The organism is Actinoplanes sp. URMC 104 (genome assembly GCF_051386375.1).
Classification (GTDB): Bacteria; Actinomycetota; Actinomycetes; order Mycobacteriales; family Micromonosporaceae; genus Actinoplanes.
Genome location: NZ_JBPQTO010000002.1, coordinates 1,052,855 through 1,069,248, shown reverse-complemented (window position 1 = coordinate 1,069,248; position 16,394 = coordinate 1,052,855). Strand labels below are relative to the sequence as shown.

Below are 16,394 nucleotides of genomic sequence, written 5' to 3'. Positions count from 1 at the left end.
TTACTGCCTTGCTACGGATCGTGTGTGGCAGGTTCCCCCGGGCGCGCCGACGCCCATCTGGCAGGGTTGAGGTCATGCGTCTCGTGATCTTCACCGAGCCCCAGCAGGGGGCGAGCCACGACGATCTGCGCCGCGTCGCGCAGACCGCCGAGGCCAGCGGCTACGACGGCTTCTTCCGCTCCGACCACTTCCTCACGATGGGCGGCGACGGCCTGCCCGGTCCGAGCGACGCCTGGCTGACGCTCGCCGCGCTGGGCGTGGAGACCTCCCGCATCCGGCTCGGCACGCTCGTCACCTCGGCCACGTTCCGGCTGCCCGGGCCGCTGGCCATCGCGGTCGCGCAGGCCGACCAGATCAGCGGCGGGCGCGTCGAGTTCGGGCTGGGCGCCGGCTGGTTCGAGGCCGAGCACGCCGCGTACGGCATCCCGTTCCCGCCGCTGGGCGAGCGCTTCGACCGGCTCGAGGAGCAGCTCGAGATCATCACCGGGCTGTGGGCCACGCCGGCCGGGCAGACGTACGACTTCCACGGCAAGCACTACCAGCTCAGCGGCTCCCCGGGGCTGCCCAAGCCCGCGCAGTCGCCGCGCCCGCCGGTGATCGTGGGCGGCCAGGGCAAAAAGCGGACCCCCGCGCTCGCCGCCCGCTACGCCGACGAGTTCAACGTCGCCTTCGTCAAGGTCCAGGACGTGGCCCCGGCGTACGAGCGGGTGCGCGCGGCGTGCTCGGCGGTCGGCCGCACCCCGCTGCCGGCCCTCTCGGCCGCCGCGGTGCTCTGCGTCGGCCGCGACGACGCCGAGGTGCGCCGCCGGGCCGAGGCGATCGGCCGCGACCCGGCCGAGATGCGCGAGAACGGCGGCATCGTCGGCACGCCCGCCGAGGTCGTGGAGACCCTCAAGGCGTACGAGGCAGCCGGCGCAACGCGGATCTTCCTGCAGGTCCTCGACCTGAGCGACCTCGCCCACGTCGAGCTGGTGGCCGCCGAGGTGGCGCCGCAGCTCTAGGACCTCGAGCGGTTCGCCTCGGCCGCAGGCCCGGAACGTCGCGGGCCTGCGGCGGAGGGCCCGTTCGACGTCGCCGGTGACCGGTGGGTCATCCGACGTGACCAGGTCCCCTATCCTTCGACACGTGGGATCGCGGCTGTACGTCATGCGGGACGAGGCGGCCATCGTGGTTTCCCGCGAGCGGTTGCCGATGTCCGGCACCCGGCTCGTGCAGCGCTCCTGGCAGGCCCTGGTCGAGACCACCGTGCCCAGCGTCAGCAAGGCGGTCGAGGAGCGCCGTTCCCCGTCCGGCGCCGCCATCTTCATCGTTCCCTCGCTCATCGCCGGTGGCGTCGTGGCGGCCTTCGCCCCGATCGAGTTCGGCCTGCTCATGTCCGCCGTCACCTTCTTCGGCGCCGCCTACGCCGAACCGGTCGTGCGCCGCCGTCGCAACGCCCGCAACGACCGGCGCCCCCGCCCGGCCCCCTCCGGTGCGCACATCCTGACCGCTTCCGACGAGCGCGCCACCTTCGACCGCTCGGTGGCCCTGGCCGACGCCATCAGCGACACGTGGCCCCACCTGGGCCGCCTGATCGACGTGAACCAGGCCCAGTCGATGCTGGCCGACGCCCTGTGGGAGATCTCCGGCGTCCTGGCCCGAAGGCAGAAGCTGGCCGCCGTCCTCGCCCAGCTGAGCCGCCCCGACTTCGCCGCCCAGTCCCCGGCCGACGGCACCGCCCTGGAAGTGCAGGCCCAGCGGGACGCCACCGAGCGCGCCCTCGCCGACCTGCAGGCCGAGCTGTCCCACCGCGAGGCCAGCCTCCGCCGGGCCGAACAGGCCGGCCGCAACTTCACCCGCGAGGAGGAGATGCGCCGCGCCATCCGCGCCGCCCGGGAGTCCCTGCAGCCCACCGACCCCGAACAGTCCGCGGCCGCGTTGCCGCCCTCGGACCCCGGCGCCGACCTGGCCGAGCAGACCCGCACGGTCCTCGACGCCTACCGCGAGCTGACCGCAGACTTCCACCCCGACCCTCCACCCTGAGCCCGGCTCCCCGCACCACGAATCCAGGCCCGGCCGGGCCGCGCCGGAGCGATGGCGGGCCCGCCATGCATCGCAGCCGCAGCCGGTGGCGTTCGGCCGGCGCGGTGGTGGCGGCCCGCACCGTGCATCGTGGCCGTGGGACTGCATCTGGCCGGAGCGGTGGCGGCGGCCCGCACCGTGCATCGTGGCCGTGGGACTGCATCTGGCCGGAGCGGTGGCGGCGGCCCGCATCGTGCATCGTGGCCGTGGGATGGCATCTGGCTGGAGCGGTGGCGGCGGCCCGCATCGTGCATCGTGGCCGTGGGATGGCATCTGGCTGGAGCGGTGGCGGCGGCCCGCGTCCGGGGTGAGCCGTTCGACCACGGGCGACCAGAGCAGGTCCCGCGATGGCGCCATGTGCCGGTGTGTGGAGAGGGCTCCCGAAGGGTTCTTGTCATCCGCGCAGGCGCAACCCCCTCGGGGTGGCTCGGAAACCGGCCTCGGTGAGCGCGTCGCGCAGCGGGGAGGCGTGGACGGACTCGCCGTCGGCGCGCTCGACGGACATGGGGCCCAGGGCGCCCGAGCGGACCGAGGCTGCCAGGGCCTGGCCGGCGGCGATCAGGGACTCGGGGTCGTCCACGAACGACAGCAGGGTGCGGCCGCCGCGTTCGACGTAGAGGACCAGGTCGCCGGAGACGAGGACCACCAGGGCGCCCGCCTTGCGGCCGGCGCGGTGGCCGGCCTTGGCGACCGGCTCGCCGTCGCCGCTGTCGATGATGCGGTCGGGCCACGGCAGGGCGGCGCCGTAGGGGTTCGCCGGGTCGGTGGCGGCCAGCACCACGGCGGTCGCGCCCGTGCGCTTGGCCAGCTCGGCGGGCTCGGCCAGGGCGCGTAGCCGGTCGACCGCGCCGGGCACCGCGAACTGGGCGGCTCCCAGGCCCTCGACGAAGTAGCCGCGCCGGGCTGCGCCGCGTTCCTCGAGCGCGCCGAGCACGGGGTAGACGCCGGCGAAACCGCCGACGGGTCCCTCGGACATGACCGCGCCGCGGGTGACCACGCCGTGGCGTTCCAGCAGGAGGTCGGCCAGGGCAGCGGCGCGCCGGGTGGGGTCGAGGTCGCGGTCGGGCAGCCGGGACCAGCGGCCCGCCATGCTCGGCGGGCCGCCGCGGGCCGGCATCACCGGGCGGCCGGGGCGCCGATAGCGGGTGCGGGCCGGCGCCGCCTTGGCCCGGTGGGCGCCGCTGGCGCCGAGCAGGGCCCGCAACGGCGCCAGCGTGTCGTTGGTGAGGTGGCCGGCCCACACCAGGTCCCACACGACCGCCGCGAGCTTCGCGTCGTCGGTGGAGCCGACCCGGTCGGAGAGCGAGCGGAAGAACAGCGCCTGCCCGTCGCCGAGCGCGTCGAGCACCGACTGGTGCAGCGGCGTCGCGGCGAACTCCTCGTCGGGCGGCGGCAGCAGCAGGGGAGCGCTGTCCGCGTAGGCCAGCGTCACCCAGCCGTCGTGGCCGCCGATCGACCCGGACCCGGCCCAGAGCACGTCGCCGCCGCCGGTGAGCTCGTCGAGCATCGGGGGCGCGTAGTCGGCGACCCGGGCCGGCAGCACGAGCCGTTCCCACGCCGAGGCGGGCACCGCGATGCCCTGCATCTGCTCCAGCGACGCGGCCAGCGCGTCGACCCCGCGCGCGTTGCCGCCGATCTGGTGCCAGCGCGGCAGGAACGCGGCCAGCACCCGCGGCGGCACCGGCTCGATCTCGCGCCGCAGCGCGGCCAGTGAGCGGCGGCGCAGCATGCGCAGCACCTCGGCGTCGCACCACTCGTTGCCCGCGCCGCCGGGGGAGAACTCGCCCGAGGCCACCCGACCGGTCGCCGAGAGCCGCTTGAGCGCCTGCTCCACCACGAAGACGCCGAGCCCGAACCGGGCCGCGCAGGTCGCCGCGGCGAACGGCCCGTGGGTGCGGGCGTAGCGGGCCACGAGGTCGCCGAGCGGGTCGGCGACCGAGGACAGGTACGCCTCCGGCAGCCCAACCGGCAGGGCCACGCCCAGCGCGTCGCGGTAGCGGCCCGCGTCGTCGATGCCGATCCAGCGTTCCTCGCCGGCCACCCGGATGCGGATCGCGCGGCGCGCGTCCTCCAGCGTGGTCAGCCACGCCTCCTCGACCCCGCGCACGGCCAGCTCGGCCGGGGACAGGTCGCCGAGCAGCCGGAGCAGCTCCGCCGCGTCCTCCGCGTCGCGCGGCTGCCGCTGGGTCGTCAGCCACTGCAGCTGGGCCTCGGTCTCGCCCACGACGTCGGGGTCGAGCAGCTCGCGCAGGTCGACCCGGCCGAGCAGCTCGCCGAGCAGCGTCGAGTCGAGCGCCAGCGCGGCGGCCCGCCGCTCGGCCAGCGGAGCGTCGCCCTCGTAGAGGAAGGCGCCCACGTAGCCGAACAGCAGCGACCGGGCGAACGGCGAGGGCCGCGGCGTCTCGACCTCGACCAGCCGCACCTTGCGCCCGGCGATCTCGCGCATGAGCCCGGTGAGCCCGGGCAGGTCGAACACGTCCTGCAGGCACTCGCGGGCGGCCTCGAGCGTGACCGGGAAGTCGGCGAACTCGCGGGCCACGTCGAGCAGCTGGGCCGAGCGCTGCCTCTGCTGCCAGAGCGGCTGACGGCGGCGGGGGTCGCGGCGGGGCAGCAGCAGCGAACGGGCGGCGCACTCGCGGAAGCGCGACGCGAACAGCGCCGACGTGCCGACCGATTCCTCGATCAGCTGGGTGATCTCCTCGGCGTCGAAGGCGACCAGGTCGGCGCCGGGCGGTTCCTCGGCGGTGTCGGGCAGGCGCACGACGATGCCGTCGTCGGAGGGCATGACCTGGCCGTCGACCCCGTAGCGCTCGGACAGCCGCCGCGCGATCGCGAGCGCCCAGGGCGCGTTGACCCGGGCGCCGAGCACACAGTGGATGGTCATGCGCCAGTCGCCGAGCTCGTCGCGGAACCGCTCGACCACCACGGTGCGGTCGTCGGGCAGGTTGCGCGTGGACTCGCGCTGCTCGCGCAGGTAGGCCAGCAGGTTGCCCGCGGCCCACTCGTCGAGCCCGGACTCGCGCAGCGTCGCGGTGGCCTTGTCGTCGTCGGCGCGGGTCAGCGAGCGCAGTTGGGCGCCGATCGCGCGGCCCAGCTCGATCGGCCGGCCGGGGGAGTCGCCCTTCCAGAACGGCATCTTCGCCGGGGCGCCGGGCGCGGGGGAGACCAGCACGCGGTCGGGCGTGATGTCCTCGATGCGCCACGAGGTGGAGCCGAGCAGGAACACGTCGCCGACGCGCGACTCGTACACCATCTCCTCGTCGAGCTCGCCGACCCGCGACGCGCGCTCGGAGCCGGCCAGGAACACGCCGAACATGCCCCGGTCGGGGATGGTGCCGCCGCTGGTGACGGCCAGCCGCTGGGCGCCGGGACGGCCGGTGAGCTCGTCGGTGCCGCGGTCCCACACCAGGCGGGGGCGCAGCTCGGCGAAGGCGGTGGACGGGTAGCGGCCCGACAGCATGTCGAGCACCGCGTGCAGCGCCGACTCGGGCAGCTCGGCGAACGGCGCGGCACGGCGCACGAGGGCGGCCAGCTCGTCGACCTGCCACGCGTCGAGCGACACCATGGCGACGATCTGCTGGGCCAGCACGTCGAGCGGGTTGCGCGGATAGCGCAGCTCCTCGATCGCGCCGGCGGTCATGCGGTCGGCCACGACGGCGCAGGAGACCAGGTCGCCGCGGTGCTTGGGGAAGACCACGCCGCGCGAGACCGCGCCCACCTGGTGACCGGCCCGGCCGATGCGCTGCAGCCCGGCCGCGACCGACGGCGGCGCCTCGATCTGCACCACCAGGTCGACCGCGCCCATGTCGATGCCGAGCTCGAGGCTGGAGGTGGCGACCACGGCGGGCAGCACACCGGATTTCAGCGCCTCCTCGATCTGCTTGCGCTCCTCGCGCGAGACGCTGCCGTGGTGGGCCCGGGCGACCACCGGCGGCGCGCCGCCGGCCTGCCCCGCCTGGGCCATCATCTGGGCGGGCGGCCTCGACGGCTCGGGCGGCGCCGCCCCGGCCCGCTCGGCGGCCAGCTCGTTGATGCGGGCGCAGAGCCGCTCGGACCCGCGCCGCGAGTTCGTGAAGACGATCGTCGACCGGTGCGCCTCGATGAGGTCGAGCACGCGCTCCTCGACGGCGGGCCAGATCGACGGCGTGTTGCGGCCGGCGCCGGGGTCGTCGGGGTCGACGTCGGGCACCTCGTCGAGGCGGGTCATGTCCTCGACCGGGACCTCGACGGACACCTCGATGGTCTTGGCGGTCGGCGGCTGGACGATCTCGACGTCGTGCGAGCCGCCGAGGAAGCGGGCCGTCTCGTCGATCGGGCGCACGGTGGCGGACAGGCCGATGCGCTGGGCCGGGCGGCCCAGCAGCGCGTCGAGCCGCTCGAGCGAGAGCGCCAGGTGGGCGCCGCGCTTGGTGGCCGCGACCGCGTGCACCTCGTCGATGATCACCGTCTCGACCCCGCGCAGCGAGTCGCGCGCGGCCGAGGTGAGCAGCAGGAACAGCGACTCCGGCGTGGTGATCAGGATGTCGGGCGGGGTGCGGGCGAACAGGCGCCGCTCGTCGGCCGGGGTGTCGCCCGTGCGCATGGACACGGTGATGTCGGGCGGGGTGAGCCCGAGCCGCCCGGCCGCCTGGCGGATGCCGGTGAGCGGCGCGCGCAGGTTGCGCTCGACGTCGACGGCGAGCGCCTTGAGCGGGCTCACGTAGAGCACGCGGCAGCGGCGTTTGGGGTCCTCGGGAGCGCCCTCCCGGGCCAGCCGGTCGAGCGACCAGAGGAAGGCGGCCAGCGTCTTGCCGGAACCGGTCGGCGCGACCACGAGCGCGTTGCGCCCGGCGCCGACCGCCCGCCAGGCGCCGGCCTGCGCGGCGGTGGGCTCGGCGAACGCCGCGGTGAACCACTCTCGCGTGGCCGGCCCGAACTGCTCCAGTACTTCTCGCACGTCACCATGCTCCCTCGGGGGTACGACAAAAACTGAACCCGCGCGTATTGGTCATCCGGGCACGGGTCGGACGTACGTCCGGCGGATACTCCTGGCGTGCCGGACCATGGTGCAGTCGGGTGGCCGATGGATATACATGGGCGCCACTGGAAGAGCCGCCCATAATCTCGATGAAGGAGGCTCCGTGTCCCTCCCGGTCCGACAGCTGCGGCGCCTCGCGGCCGGCGCTGCGGCGCTGACCCTCGCGACGATGATCGGCGCGACTCCGGCCCACGCCGCGGCCGGCTCCGGCTACGTCCGCCTGGCGCACCTCTCGCCCGACACGCCCGCGGTCGACGTCTATCTGAAGTCCGGCTCCGGCGCGGTCGAGCCGCAGACCTTCCGCGCGGTCGCCTACGGCGACATGTCGCGCTATCTGCGGCTGCCCGCCGGCACCTATCAGGTCGCGATGCGCAAGGCCGGCGCGCCCGCCGGCGAGAAGCCGGTGATCACCACCGAGGTCGGCGTGCGTGACAACGGCGCCTACACGGTGGCGGGCGTGGGCCGCTTCGCCGACCTCGGCCTGCGCGTGCTGCAGGACGACCTGCGCCTGCCCGACCCCGGCAAGTCGAAGGTGCGCATCATCCAGGCCTCGGTCAAGGCGCCGGTGCTCGACGTCGCGGGCAAGAACGGCACGACGATCGCGGACGGCGTCGCCTTCGCCACCACCACCGCGTACCGCGAGGTCAGACCCGGCAAATGGAGCGTCGAGGTGGAGCCCACGGGCGGCGGCCGCACCAGCGAGCTGCCCTGCACGCTCGGCGCCGGCAGCGTCTATTCGCTGGTCGTGCTGGACGACGGCGCCGGCGGCCTCAAGCCCGAGCTGCACGTCGACGCGGAACGCCAGGGCACCGTGCCGCTGGGCAGCGTGGCCACCGGCGTCGGTGGCAGCACCCCCGGCTCGCCGCTGCCCGGAGCGCTGACGGCGGCGGCCGCGGCCGCTCTGCTCACCGGCATCCTTGTCGTCGTGCTGCGCCGCCGGCTCCGCGCGGCCTGAGGACCCGCGGTGGCAGCCGACGACACCGACACCCCGCTGATCGTCCGCCTGTCCGCCCGGCCCGGGGTCGTCACTCCGGAAGCGGACGGGGACGCGGACGGCGGCGGGGAGGCGGAGGAGCAGCGCGGCTGGATCGCGCGCGGCGTGGCCAAGGTCGTCAAGCCCGGCACGATCCGGGCGCGCGCCTACGTGCCGGGTGCGCTGTCGCTGCCCCGCCCCAAGCCCAGCCGGCGCCTGAGGCTGGGCCAGCCCTCCACGCCCTTTCCGCGGCGGGTCTTCCCCCAGGCGGAGCCCGCGACGACACCCGCGCCACCCCTGCGGGCGGCGATCCCGGCTGACCCCGGCCATGTGCCTCACGCTCCTTCGCTCGTACGGGACGCAGTGATTCTCGAGGCCGGGCGCGATGCCGGCCAGCTACCGAAGGACCGGTCCCGACCCGTACCAAAGAAGGGGTTCGGGCGTCGTGCCGTGCTGCCCGCGGCGGCCGCGGTGGTGGCTGCGTTCGCGGCCGGCACCGCCTATCTCGCCGTGACCGACCGCACGCCCGCCGACCTCGGCCGCTGGGCGGCATCCCCGGCCGCGACACAGACGGCCACGACCGAAGCGGCCACGACGGGCGCGACCGCCAGGCCCGCGGGCGATCCCTTCGGCAGCGTCGTGGCGGCTCCCCAGGGCCCTCCCACCCGGCTGCGGATCGGCGCGATCAAGGTCGACACCCCGCTCGAGACCCTGCGGATCGGAGCGGACGGCGCGCTGCAACCGCCGCAGCAGTTCGCCCGCGCCGGCTGGTACGCCGACGGCACCGCACCCGGCGACACCGGGCCCGCGGTCATCGCCGGGCACGTCGACTCCCGCTCCGGGCCCGCCGTCTTCTACCGCCTGCGCGACCTCACCGCCGGCGATCGCATCGAGGTCGTGCGCGGCGGCGCGACCGTCGGCTTCACCGTCACGGCAATCCGGTGGTATCCCAAGTCCGAATTCCCGACCGAGGAGGTGTACGGGCCCACTCCCGACCGCCAGCTGCGGCTCATCACGTGCGGCGGCGTCTTCGACCACACGTTGCGCTCCTACCGCGACAACCTCGTGGTCTACGCGGTGGCCGGGTGATCGTGATTCCGCGGGCAGGCGGGCCGAATTATGGTTGAGACCGAGTCGACGGGTGGGGGCGGGATGGCGGTCGGTGGCATGCTCGTCGCCGGTCGGTATCGTCTCGGCGAGCCGGTCGGCTCCGGCGGCATGGGTCGCGTCTGGCTGGCCCGCGACGAGATGCTCGACCGCGACGTGGCGGTCAAGGAGTTCGTCCCGCCCGAGTGGATGACCGACGAGGAACGCGTCCGGCTGCGCGACCGCACGCTGCGCGAGGCCCGCAGCGCCGGCCGGCTCAACCATCCGCACGTGGTGCGCATCTACGACGTCGTGCACGCCGACGGGCTGCCCTGGATCGTCATGGAATACGTGCCCTCGCGCTCGCTGCACCAGGTGCTGCAGGACGACGGCCCGTTCTCGCCGGCCACCGCGGCGCGCATCGGCATGGCCCTGCTCGACGCGTTGCGGGCGGCGCACGCGGCGGGGGTGGTGCACCGCGACGTCAAGCCGCACAACGTGCTGATCGGCCACGACGGCCGAGTCGTGCTGACCGATTTCGGTCTCGCCACCTTCGTCGACGACGGCGCCGTCACGGGCCCCGGCCTCATCGTCGGCTCCCCGCAGTACGTCTCACCCGAGCGCGCCCGCGACGGCACCTCCACGCCCGAGTCGGACCTGTGGTCGCTCGGCGCGACCCTCTACGCGACCGTCGAGGGCCGGTCCCCGTACGCCCGGGACAACGCCATGGCGACGCTGATGGCCCTGGCCACCGAGGAGCCGGACCCGCCGACCCGGGCCGGGATGCTGGGGCCCGTGCTGACCGGGCTGCTGCGGCGCGAGCCGAAGCAGCGGCTCACCGCGGTGGAGGTGGAGCGTCGCCTGCGGATGATCGTCGCGGCCACGCCGGCCCCTCCGCGGATCCCGTCGCCGCGGCAGGCACGAGCCATCATCGGGGCCGAGATCGATCAGTCCGCGGCGGTCCGGTCGAGGACCTCGGGCGTACGCGTCCTGCCCGTTGCCGACGACGGCCCCGCGCCGCCTCCGGACGACCGCCACCACGCGCGCCCGGGCCTGGTCGCGGCCGGTCTGGCCCTGGTCGCCGTGCTGGGCATCGGCGGCATCCTCGCCGGCTACCTCGTCCGGGACACCGAACCGCGAGCCTCCGCACCACCTGCCGCCTCCGCGGCGACCTCGACCGCCGCGCCGCCCGCCTCGGCGGCGCCCGCCGGCTTCTCGGCCGTCGTCTGCGACCGGCCCGCTCCGAGCAACCTGCCGACCTCGCCCCTGCGCAGCGCGCAGCGTGGCGACGGACGGTGGGCGCTGCTGCCCGGCTGGTCGTACTTCTCCAACGGCTCCGGGTTCCGCATGCCCGTGCCCGACGGCTGGACGTGGCAGCGGGTCGGCACCTCATACTGCTTCCGCGACCCGTTCGGCGACACCGTGCTGACCCTCGACACCGGCCGCAACCCCAAGGGCGACCCCGTGCGCGCCTGTCGCACCGAGGCCGCAAGGCTGGTCCGGGCCGGCGCGCTGCCCGGCTATCAGGAGCTGGGCATCGCGGCGACGCCGCTCAAGGACAAGGCCGCGGACTGGGAGTACCGGTACGAAAGGGACGACGTGCTCGTGCACGCCCGTACCCGCTGGTTCGTCGAGGGAGGCCGCGGCTACGCCATCACGTGGGCCACCCGCGAGTTCGACTGGCCGAGCGACGTCCCGAAGATCAACATGGTGCTGAGCTCGTTCGGCGTCGTCTGAGTTCCGGCAACTCACAGCGAGCGTTCAGCCTGCGCTGTTAGTGTTCAGCGGCATGATCGGCAGTAGTCAGCCGGGCTCGGCCCGGCTCCCCGTCAGATTCACCCCGCCGTGTTGATCCTCACGGGCCTTCTCCTCGTGCTTGTCGTGACCGCGGTCACCGGCTATTTCGTCGCGCAGGAATTTGGCTACGTCGCCGCCGATCGCGGTCGCCTGCGGCACGACGCCGAGCAGGGCGACCAGGCCGCCGCCCGCGCGCTCAAGGTCACCGAACGCCTCTCCTTCGTGCTCTCCGGCTCCCAGCTCGGCATCACCGTGACCGCGCTGCTCGTCGGCTACGTCGCCGAGCCGTTCCTCGGCGAGGGCCTGTCCGCTCTGCTCGGCGGCGCCGGCGTGCCCACCGCGGTGAGCATGCCGCTCTCGGTCACCGCCGCGCTGCTGATCGCCACCGTGGTGCAGATGGTCCTCGGCGAGCTGGCCCCGAAGAACCTCGCGATCGCCCGCGCCGAGACGCTGGCCAAGGCGCTCAGCCGGTCCACGCTCATCTACCTGACCGTGTTCGGCCCGGTCATCCGCCTCTTCGACCGCACGGCCGCCGGCCTGCTGCGGCGCCTCGGCATCGAGCCGATCGAGGAGCTGCCCGAGGGCGCGACCGAGGAGGACCTCGAGCAGATCATCCGCGAGTCGCGCGCCAACGGCGGGCTCGACGCCGAGCTCTCCACGCTGCTCGACCGCGGTCTCGACTTTCGCGGGCGCACCGCGGCCGAGGCGATGATTCCCCGCGTCGACGTGCAGACCCTGCCGGCGACGGCGACCGCGGCCGACGTGGTGGCGCTGCTCGACACCCACCACTCGCGCTTCCCGGTGCGCGGCGACGAGCTCGACGAGATCGTCGGCGTGGTCGGCATCTCGGACGTGCTGGCGGTCGCTCCGGCCGAGCGCTCGTCGATCCCGGTCGCGTCCGTGATGTCCGCTCCGATCCTGGTGCCGTCCTCGCTGCGGCTGCCGGCCGTGCTGGAGCGGCTGCGCTCGGCGCACCGCCAGCTCGCCTGCGTGGTCGACGAGTTCGGCGGTTTCGCGGGCATCATCACGCTCGAGGACATCGCCGAGGAGCTGGTCGGTCAGATCCGCGACGAGGACGACGAGGCCGAGCCCGCGCCGGTGCGCCAGCCCGACGGCTCGTGGCTGGTGCCGGCCCGCTGGCGCATCGACGAGATCACCGACGCCACCGGCGTCGACCTGCCCCCCGGCGACGACTACGAGACGGTGTCCGGCCTGGTGCTGGCGCGGCTGGGGCGGGTGGCCACCCCCGGCGACTCGGTCACCCTCGACGGCGGTTCCCTTTCCGTACGGGTGGAGAGCGTCGACCGGCACGTCCCGCACACGGTGCGGATCAGCCGATGAACGCGCTCTGGGTCACGCTGCTGCTGCTCGGCAACGCGTTCTTTGTCGCCGCCGAGTTCGCGCTGGTGGCGAGCAAGCGGCACCGCCTCGAGCAGTCCGCCGCGTCGGGCAGCCGGGCCGCCAGGGCCGCGCTCGACGGCACGAAGCAGCTGTCGGTCATGCTGGCAGGCGCCCAGCTCGGCATCACGCTGTGCTCGCTGGGCCTCGGCGCGCTCGCCGAGCCGTCGCTCGAGCACCTCATCGGGCCGCCGCTGCACGCGGTCGGCCTGCCCGAGGTGGCCAGCCACGTCGTCGCGTTCCTGCTCGCGCTGATCGTCGTCACGTTCCTGCACCTGGTGATCGGCGAGATGATGCCGAAGTCGTGGGCGATCACCCACCCGGAGCGCTCGGCCGTGCTGCTGGCGCTGCCGTTCCGGCTGTACGCGCGGGCCGTCGGCCCGGCGCTGCGCGTGCTGAACTGGATGGCCAACGCGGCGCTGCGCCCGTTCGGCGTCCACCCGCAGGACCAGCTGGCGCAGGCACACGGCCCGGCCGAGATGCGGATCCTGCTCGACCGCTCGCGGGCCGAGGGTCTGATCGAGGCCGAGCAGAGCGAGCTGCTCACCAGCGTGCTGGGCCTGGCCTCGCTGCGGGTGCGCGACGTCATGCTGCCCACCGCGCGGCTGGTGTCGGTGCCCGCGGACGCCTCGGTCGCCGACGTCGAGCTGGCGTCTCTGACCAGCGGGCGGTCGCGGCTGGCGGTGACCGGGCCGTCCGGCGAGGTCGTCGGCATCGTGCACGTCCGCGAGGCCGTACGGGCCACCGCGACCGGCCGGGCCGCGACGGCGAGCGAGCTGATGGAGCCCGCTTTCCCGCTCGACGCCGGCGTGACCGTGGTCGACGCGGTCGCCGCCCTCCGTGCCGGCCGCGCCCAGCTGGCGGTGGTCACCGAGCCGGACGCCGCCGGCACAGCCGCCGCGCAGGTCGGCTTCGTGGCGCTGGAGGACCTGCTGGAGCAGGTGATCGGCCGGTTCGACGACGAGACCGACCAGCTGCCCGCGCCCGCCGGCGCGTGAGCCCCAAGCCACCCCATCGTTTGTTCAAGGAGGAATGACCCGGTGGTCTTCAAGAAGATGATGCGCGCCTTCGGCGTCGGCGGCCCGACCGTCGACACCGTGCTGGCCAACCCGAACACGCGGCCCGGTCTGGCCCTGGAGGGTCAGGTGCGGATCGCCGGCGGTGATCACGACGTCACCATCGACGGCGTCATCCTGGGTCTGGTCACCCGGGTCGAGTCCGAGCACGGCGACGGCCTCATCGAGTTCCACCGGCTGCCTGTCGCCGGCGCCTTCCAGCTGCGGGCGGGCGAGAACCGGGACCTGCCGTTCTCGTTCCCGGTGCCGTGGGAGACGCCGATCACGGACGTGTACGGCCAGCGGCTGCACGGCATGACGATGGGGCTGCGCACCGAGCTGTCGGTGGCCAAGGCCGTGGACAAGGGCGACCTCGACCACGTGGCCGTGCACCCGCTGCCGGCGCAGGAGCGGATCCTCGACGCGTTCGCCCGTCTGGGCTTCCGCTTCAAGAGCGCCGACCTCGAGCACGGGGCGATCTACGGCGTGCGCACCACGCTGCCGTTCTATCAGGAGATCGAGTTCTACCCGCCGCCGCAGTACGCGGGCGCCATCAACGAGGTCGAGGTGACCTTCATCGCCGACCCGCAGGGCGTCGAGGTCGTGCTCGAGTTCGACAAGCGCGGCGGCTTCCTGGCGCCGGGCCACGACGCGTACGGCCGGTTCCGCGTCTCGCACGCCGAGGCGGACACGACCGACTGGACCGCGGTCGTCGAGAAGTGGGTCTCCGAGGCCGCGGGCCGTTACCAGGGCCTGCGCGCCGCCGGCGGCTTCGGCGGCCACGGCTTCGCGGGCCATGGCGCCCCGGGCTACGGCGCTCCCGGTTACGGCGGCCACGGCGGGTACGGCCATCACGGCCACTACCGCCGCGGCCACGGCGGCATGGGCATGGGCGGCATGGCTGCCGGTGTGGCCGGCGGCGTGCTGGGCGGCATGATCCTCGGCGAGGCCATGGAGGAGGTCTTCGAGGACGACGGCGGCGACTTCGGGGACGAGTGACCCTCCGCGGCGCGTGACCGACGTGGCGCTCCGGCTCCGGCCGGGGCGCCACGCTGCGTCTCAGCCCACGCTCGCGGTCGCGAGCTTGATGCTGAAGCCGACGAAGAGCGCCCCCACCCCCGCCGCCGCCCCCGCGGCCAGGCGGCGTCGCCGGCGGAACTGCCCGGCCAGGAACGTGCCGCCGAAGATGAGCGCCGACAGGTAGAGCGCGCTGAACAGCTGCACCACCGCGCCCAGCACCAGGAACGACAGGGCCGGATGCGCATAACCCGGCTCGACGAACTGGATGAAGAACGACACGAAGAACAGGATCGCCTTCGGGTTGAGCAGGCTGACCACGACAGCCCTGCGGAACGGGCTGCGCGCCTCGGCGGACACGTCACCCACGGCCTCCGCCTCCGGCTCGCCCCGGCCGTGCCACTTGCGCCAGCCGCCCCGCACGATGCCGAAGCCCACCCACAGCAGGTAGGCCGCGCCCGCGTACTTGATGGCCAGGAACAACGGCGGATATGTCCGCAGCAGCGAGGCCGCGCCCGCCGCCGACAGGACCATGAGCACGGCGTCGCCGACGAAGACACCGGCCGCGGCCCGATAGCCGGCCCGCACCCCCTGCCGGGCGCCGACCGACAGCACGAAGATCGAGTTCGGCCCCGGAAGCAGGATGATCGCCAACGTGCCGATGACGTACGTCCAGAAGTCCGTGATCCCCAGCATCGCGCTCCCCTAGGCGACCGCGAGGGCGGTCGAACCGCCCGAGGCCAGTATTTCCCGCAGCCGGCGGCCCGCGGCGGGCCAGTCGTCGACGGTCATGCCGAACACTACGGTGTCGCGCCACGAGCCGTCCGGCCTCTTTCGGTGCCGCCGCAGCACGCCCTCGCGCACCGCGCCGAGCCGCGCGATCGCCTGCTGGGACCGCTCGTTGCGGATGTCGGTGTTCCAGAACACCCGCTCGGCCCCGAGCACCTCGAAGGCGTGCTCGAGCAGCAGGAGCTTGGCCTCGGTGTTGACACCCGTGCGCCACCAGGGCCGGCCGACGATCGTGTGCCCGATCGCCAGCGCCCGCCTGTCGGGGTCGATGTCGTGATAGCTGGTCACTCCGATCGCGCGGCCGGTGGCCGGGTCGACCTGCGCCCACGCGACCTGGTTGCCCTCCCAGCGGGCGCGCAGCAGCCCCGCGAGATAGTCGCGCATGGCCGGGACGGTCCGCGGGCGGCGGACGGGCAGGTGCTGCCAGACCTCGTCGTCGCCGAGGGACTCCACCAGGTCGGTGGCATGCCCGAGCGTCAACGGCTCGAGCCGGACGTGCCGGCCGGTCAGCGGCACGGGCACGACCCACGGCGGCTCGCCGCCGGGAAGATAGGCGGGCTCGGCGGCGTCGACCCCGTCGGCGGCCGTCGGCGGTCCGAACACGCGACGGACGGGAAGAACGCCGGCCCAGTGCGGCAGGGCGACGTCCTTCTCGTCGTCGATCACGCCGCCGCTGCGGGCGCGCGCCGACACCTCCACCAGGGGCAGCGCGAGCACGCTGGTCTGCGCCAGCTCCCGCCGGTCGGGCGGCCGGCTGTCGGCGGCGCGGCCCGCGCCCACCTTGTCGACCAGGGCGTCCATCGCGCTCCTGCGCTCCGCGGGATCGGTGACCAGCCGCGCGGCGCCGTGCACGACGACCGATCGGTAGTTGGCGCTGTGATGCATGTGGGAGCGCGCGTAGACCAGCCCGTCGAGCAGCGTGACGCTGACCGCGACCGGAACGCCGCCGTCGCGCGCCGACAGGCCCAGGCGACCGCCGGACGAGCCGTGCAGGTAGAGCGTCTCGCCGACGCGGACGTGCAGGGTCGGCAGCACGCGCGGCTCACCGTCGACGACGAAGCCCACCGTGCAGTCGTAGGCCTCGTCGAGAATCTCGTGGGCGAGCGCGCGGTCGTAGTGCATGCGGTCGCTGTGGCGGGTCGCGGTGGTGCGGCTCGTCGGCTGATAGCGGTCCGACATCGTGCCTCCCGGCTTGCGCTTC

Annotated in this window: 11 protein-coding genes; 8 read left to right on the top strand and 3 right to left on the bottom strand. The window is 74.3% G+C overall.

All coding sequences use genetic code 11. The features are described 5' to 3' along the window. The first annotated feature begins 74 nt into the window (after positions 1–74). Together ACSNN8_RS05905 and ACSNN8_RS05900 are read left to right on the top strand one after the other, a co-directional pair. On the top strand, positions 75–1,001 hold the full coding sequence (locus ACSNN8_RS05905; RefSeq protein WP_436647409.1) for an LLM class F420-dependent oxidoreductase: 927 nt from the start codon (positions 75–77) through the stop codon (positions 999–1,001). Positions 1,002–1,125: 124 nt separating this feature from the next. Next, positions 1,126–2,022 (top strand): hypothetical protein, encoded by an 897-nt coding sequence (locus ACSNN8_RS05900; RefSeq protein ID WP_436647408.1) that lies wholly within the window; start codon positions 1,126–1,128, stop codon positions 2,020–2,022. Between the two features lie 433 nt (positions 2,023–2,455). Here ACSNN8_RS05900 and ACSNN8_RS05895 read toward each other — a convergent pair whose 3' ends face one another. After that, the gene (locus tag ACSNN8_RS05895) at positions 2,456–6,997 is read right to left on the bottom strand and encodes an ATP-dependent helicase (protein ID WP_436647407.1); all 4,542 of its coding nucleotides are present in this window, start codon (positions 6,995–6,997) and stop codon (positions 2,456–2,458) included. 184 nt (positions 6,998–7,181) lie between these two features. Between ACSNN8_RS05895 and ACSNN8_RS05890 the strand changes: the two genes are divergently transcribed. The 6 genes from ACSNN8_RS05890 (at position 7,182) to ACSNN8_RS05865 (ending at position 14,386) form a co-directional block, all read left to right on the top strand. Further along, the gene (locus ACSNN8_RS05890; protein ID WP_436647405.1) at positions 7,182–8,033 is read left to right on the top strand and encodes a DUF4397 domain-containing protein; all 852 of its coding nucleotides are present in this window, start codon (positions 7,182–7,184) and stop codon (positions 8,031–8,033) included. Between the two features lie 9 nt (positions 8,034–8,042). Further along, a complete protein-coding gene (locus ACSNN8_RS05885; protein WP_436647404.1) occupies positions 8,043–9,140 on the top strand; it encodes a class F sortase in 1,098 nt (365 codons plus the stop codon). Between the two features lie 78 nt (positions 9,141–9,218). Further along, positions 9,219–10,874: a serine/threonine-protein kinase gene (locus ACSNN8_RS05880; protein ID WP_436647402.1), complete on the top strand. Its 1,656-nt coding sequence runs from the start codon at positions 9,219–9,221 to the stop codon at positions 10,872–10,874. A gap of 108 nt (positions 10,875–10,982) precedes the next feature. Then, entirely contained in the window at positions 10,983–12,275 is a 1,293-nt protein-coding gene (locus tag ACSNN8_RS05875) for a hemolysin family protein (RefSeq protein ID WP_436647400.1), read from the top strand. Then, positions 12,272–13,330 (top strand): hemolysin family protein, encoded by a 1,059-nt coding sequence (locus tag ACSNN8_RS05870; protein ID WP_436647399.1) that lies wholly within the window; start codon positions 12,272–12,274, stop codon positions 13,328–13,330. Before ACSNN8_RS05875 ends, ACSNN8_RS05870 begins: the two co-directional genes overlap by 4 nt. A gap of 42 nt (positions 13,331–13,372) precedes the next feature. Next, entirely contained in the window at positions 13,373–14,386 is a 1,014-nt protein-coding gene (locus ACSNN8_RS05865; RefSeq protein WP_436647398.1) for a sporulation protein, read from the top strand. A gap of 60 nt (positions 14,387–14,446) precedes the next feature. Here the strand turns inward: ACSNN8_RS05865 and leuE are convergent, their stop codons facing one another. Both leuE and ACSNN8_RS05855 read right to left on the bottom strand, forming a co-directional pair. Further along, on the bottom strand, positions 14,447–15,100 hold the full coding sequence (gene leuE / locus ACSNN8_RS05860) for a leucine efflux protein LeuE (RefSeq protein ID WP_436647396.1): 654 nt from the start codon (positions 15,098–15,100) through the stop codon (positions 14,447–14,449). Between the two features lie 9 nt (positions 15,101–15,109). Beyond that, positions 15,110–16,372 carry a bifunctional pyridoxamine 5'-phosphate oxidase family protein/GNAT family N-acetyltransferase gene (locus ACSNN8_RS05855; protein WP_436647395.1) on the bottom strand — a complete coding sequence of 421 codons (1,263 nt, stop codon included), beginning with the start codon at positions 16,370–16,372 and terminating at the stop codon, positions 15,110–15,112. Positions 16,373–16,394: the final 22 nt, after the last annotated feature.

Excerpts from the sequence above, each read along its gene's own strand:
- ACSNN8_RS05905 (WP_436647409.1), top strand. The coding sequence starts at position 75 with ATGCGTCTCGTGATCTTCACCGAGCCCCAGCAGGGGGCGAGCCACGAC.
- ACSNN8_RS05880 (WP_436647402.1), top strand. The coding sequence starts at position 9,219 with ATGCTCGTCGCCGGTCGGTATCGTCTCGGCGAGCCGGTCGGCTCCGGC.
- ACSNN8_RS05870 (WP_436647399.1), top strand. The coding sequence starts at position 12,272 with ATGAACGCGCTCTGGGTCACGCTGCTGCTGCTCGGCAACGCGTTCTTT.
- leuE (WP_436647396.1), bottom strand. The coding sequence starts at position 15,100 with ATGCTGGGGATCACGGACTTCTGGACGTACGTCATCGGCACGTTGGCG.
- ACSNN8_RS05855 (WP_436647395.1), bottom strand. The coding sequence starts at position 16,372 with ATGTCGGACCGCTATCAGCCGACGAGCCGCACCACCGCGACCCGCCAC.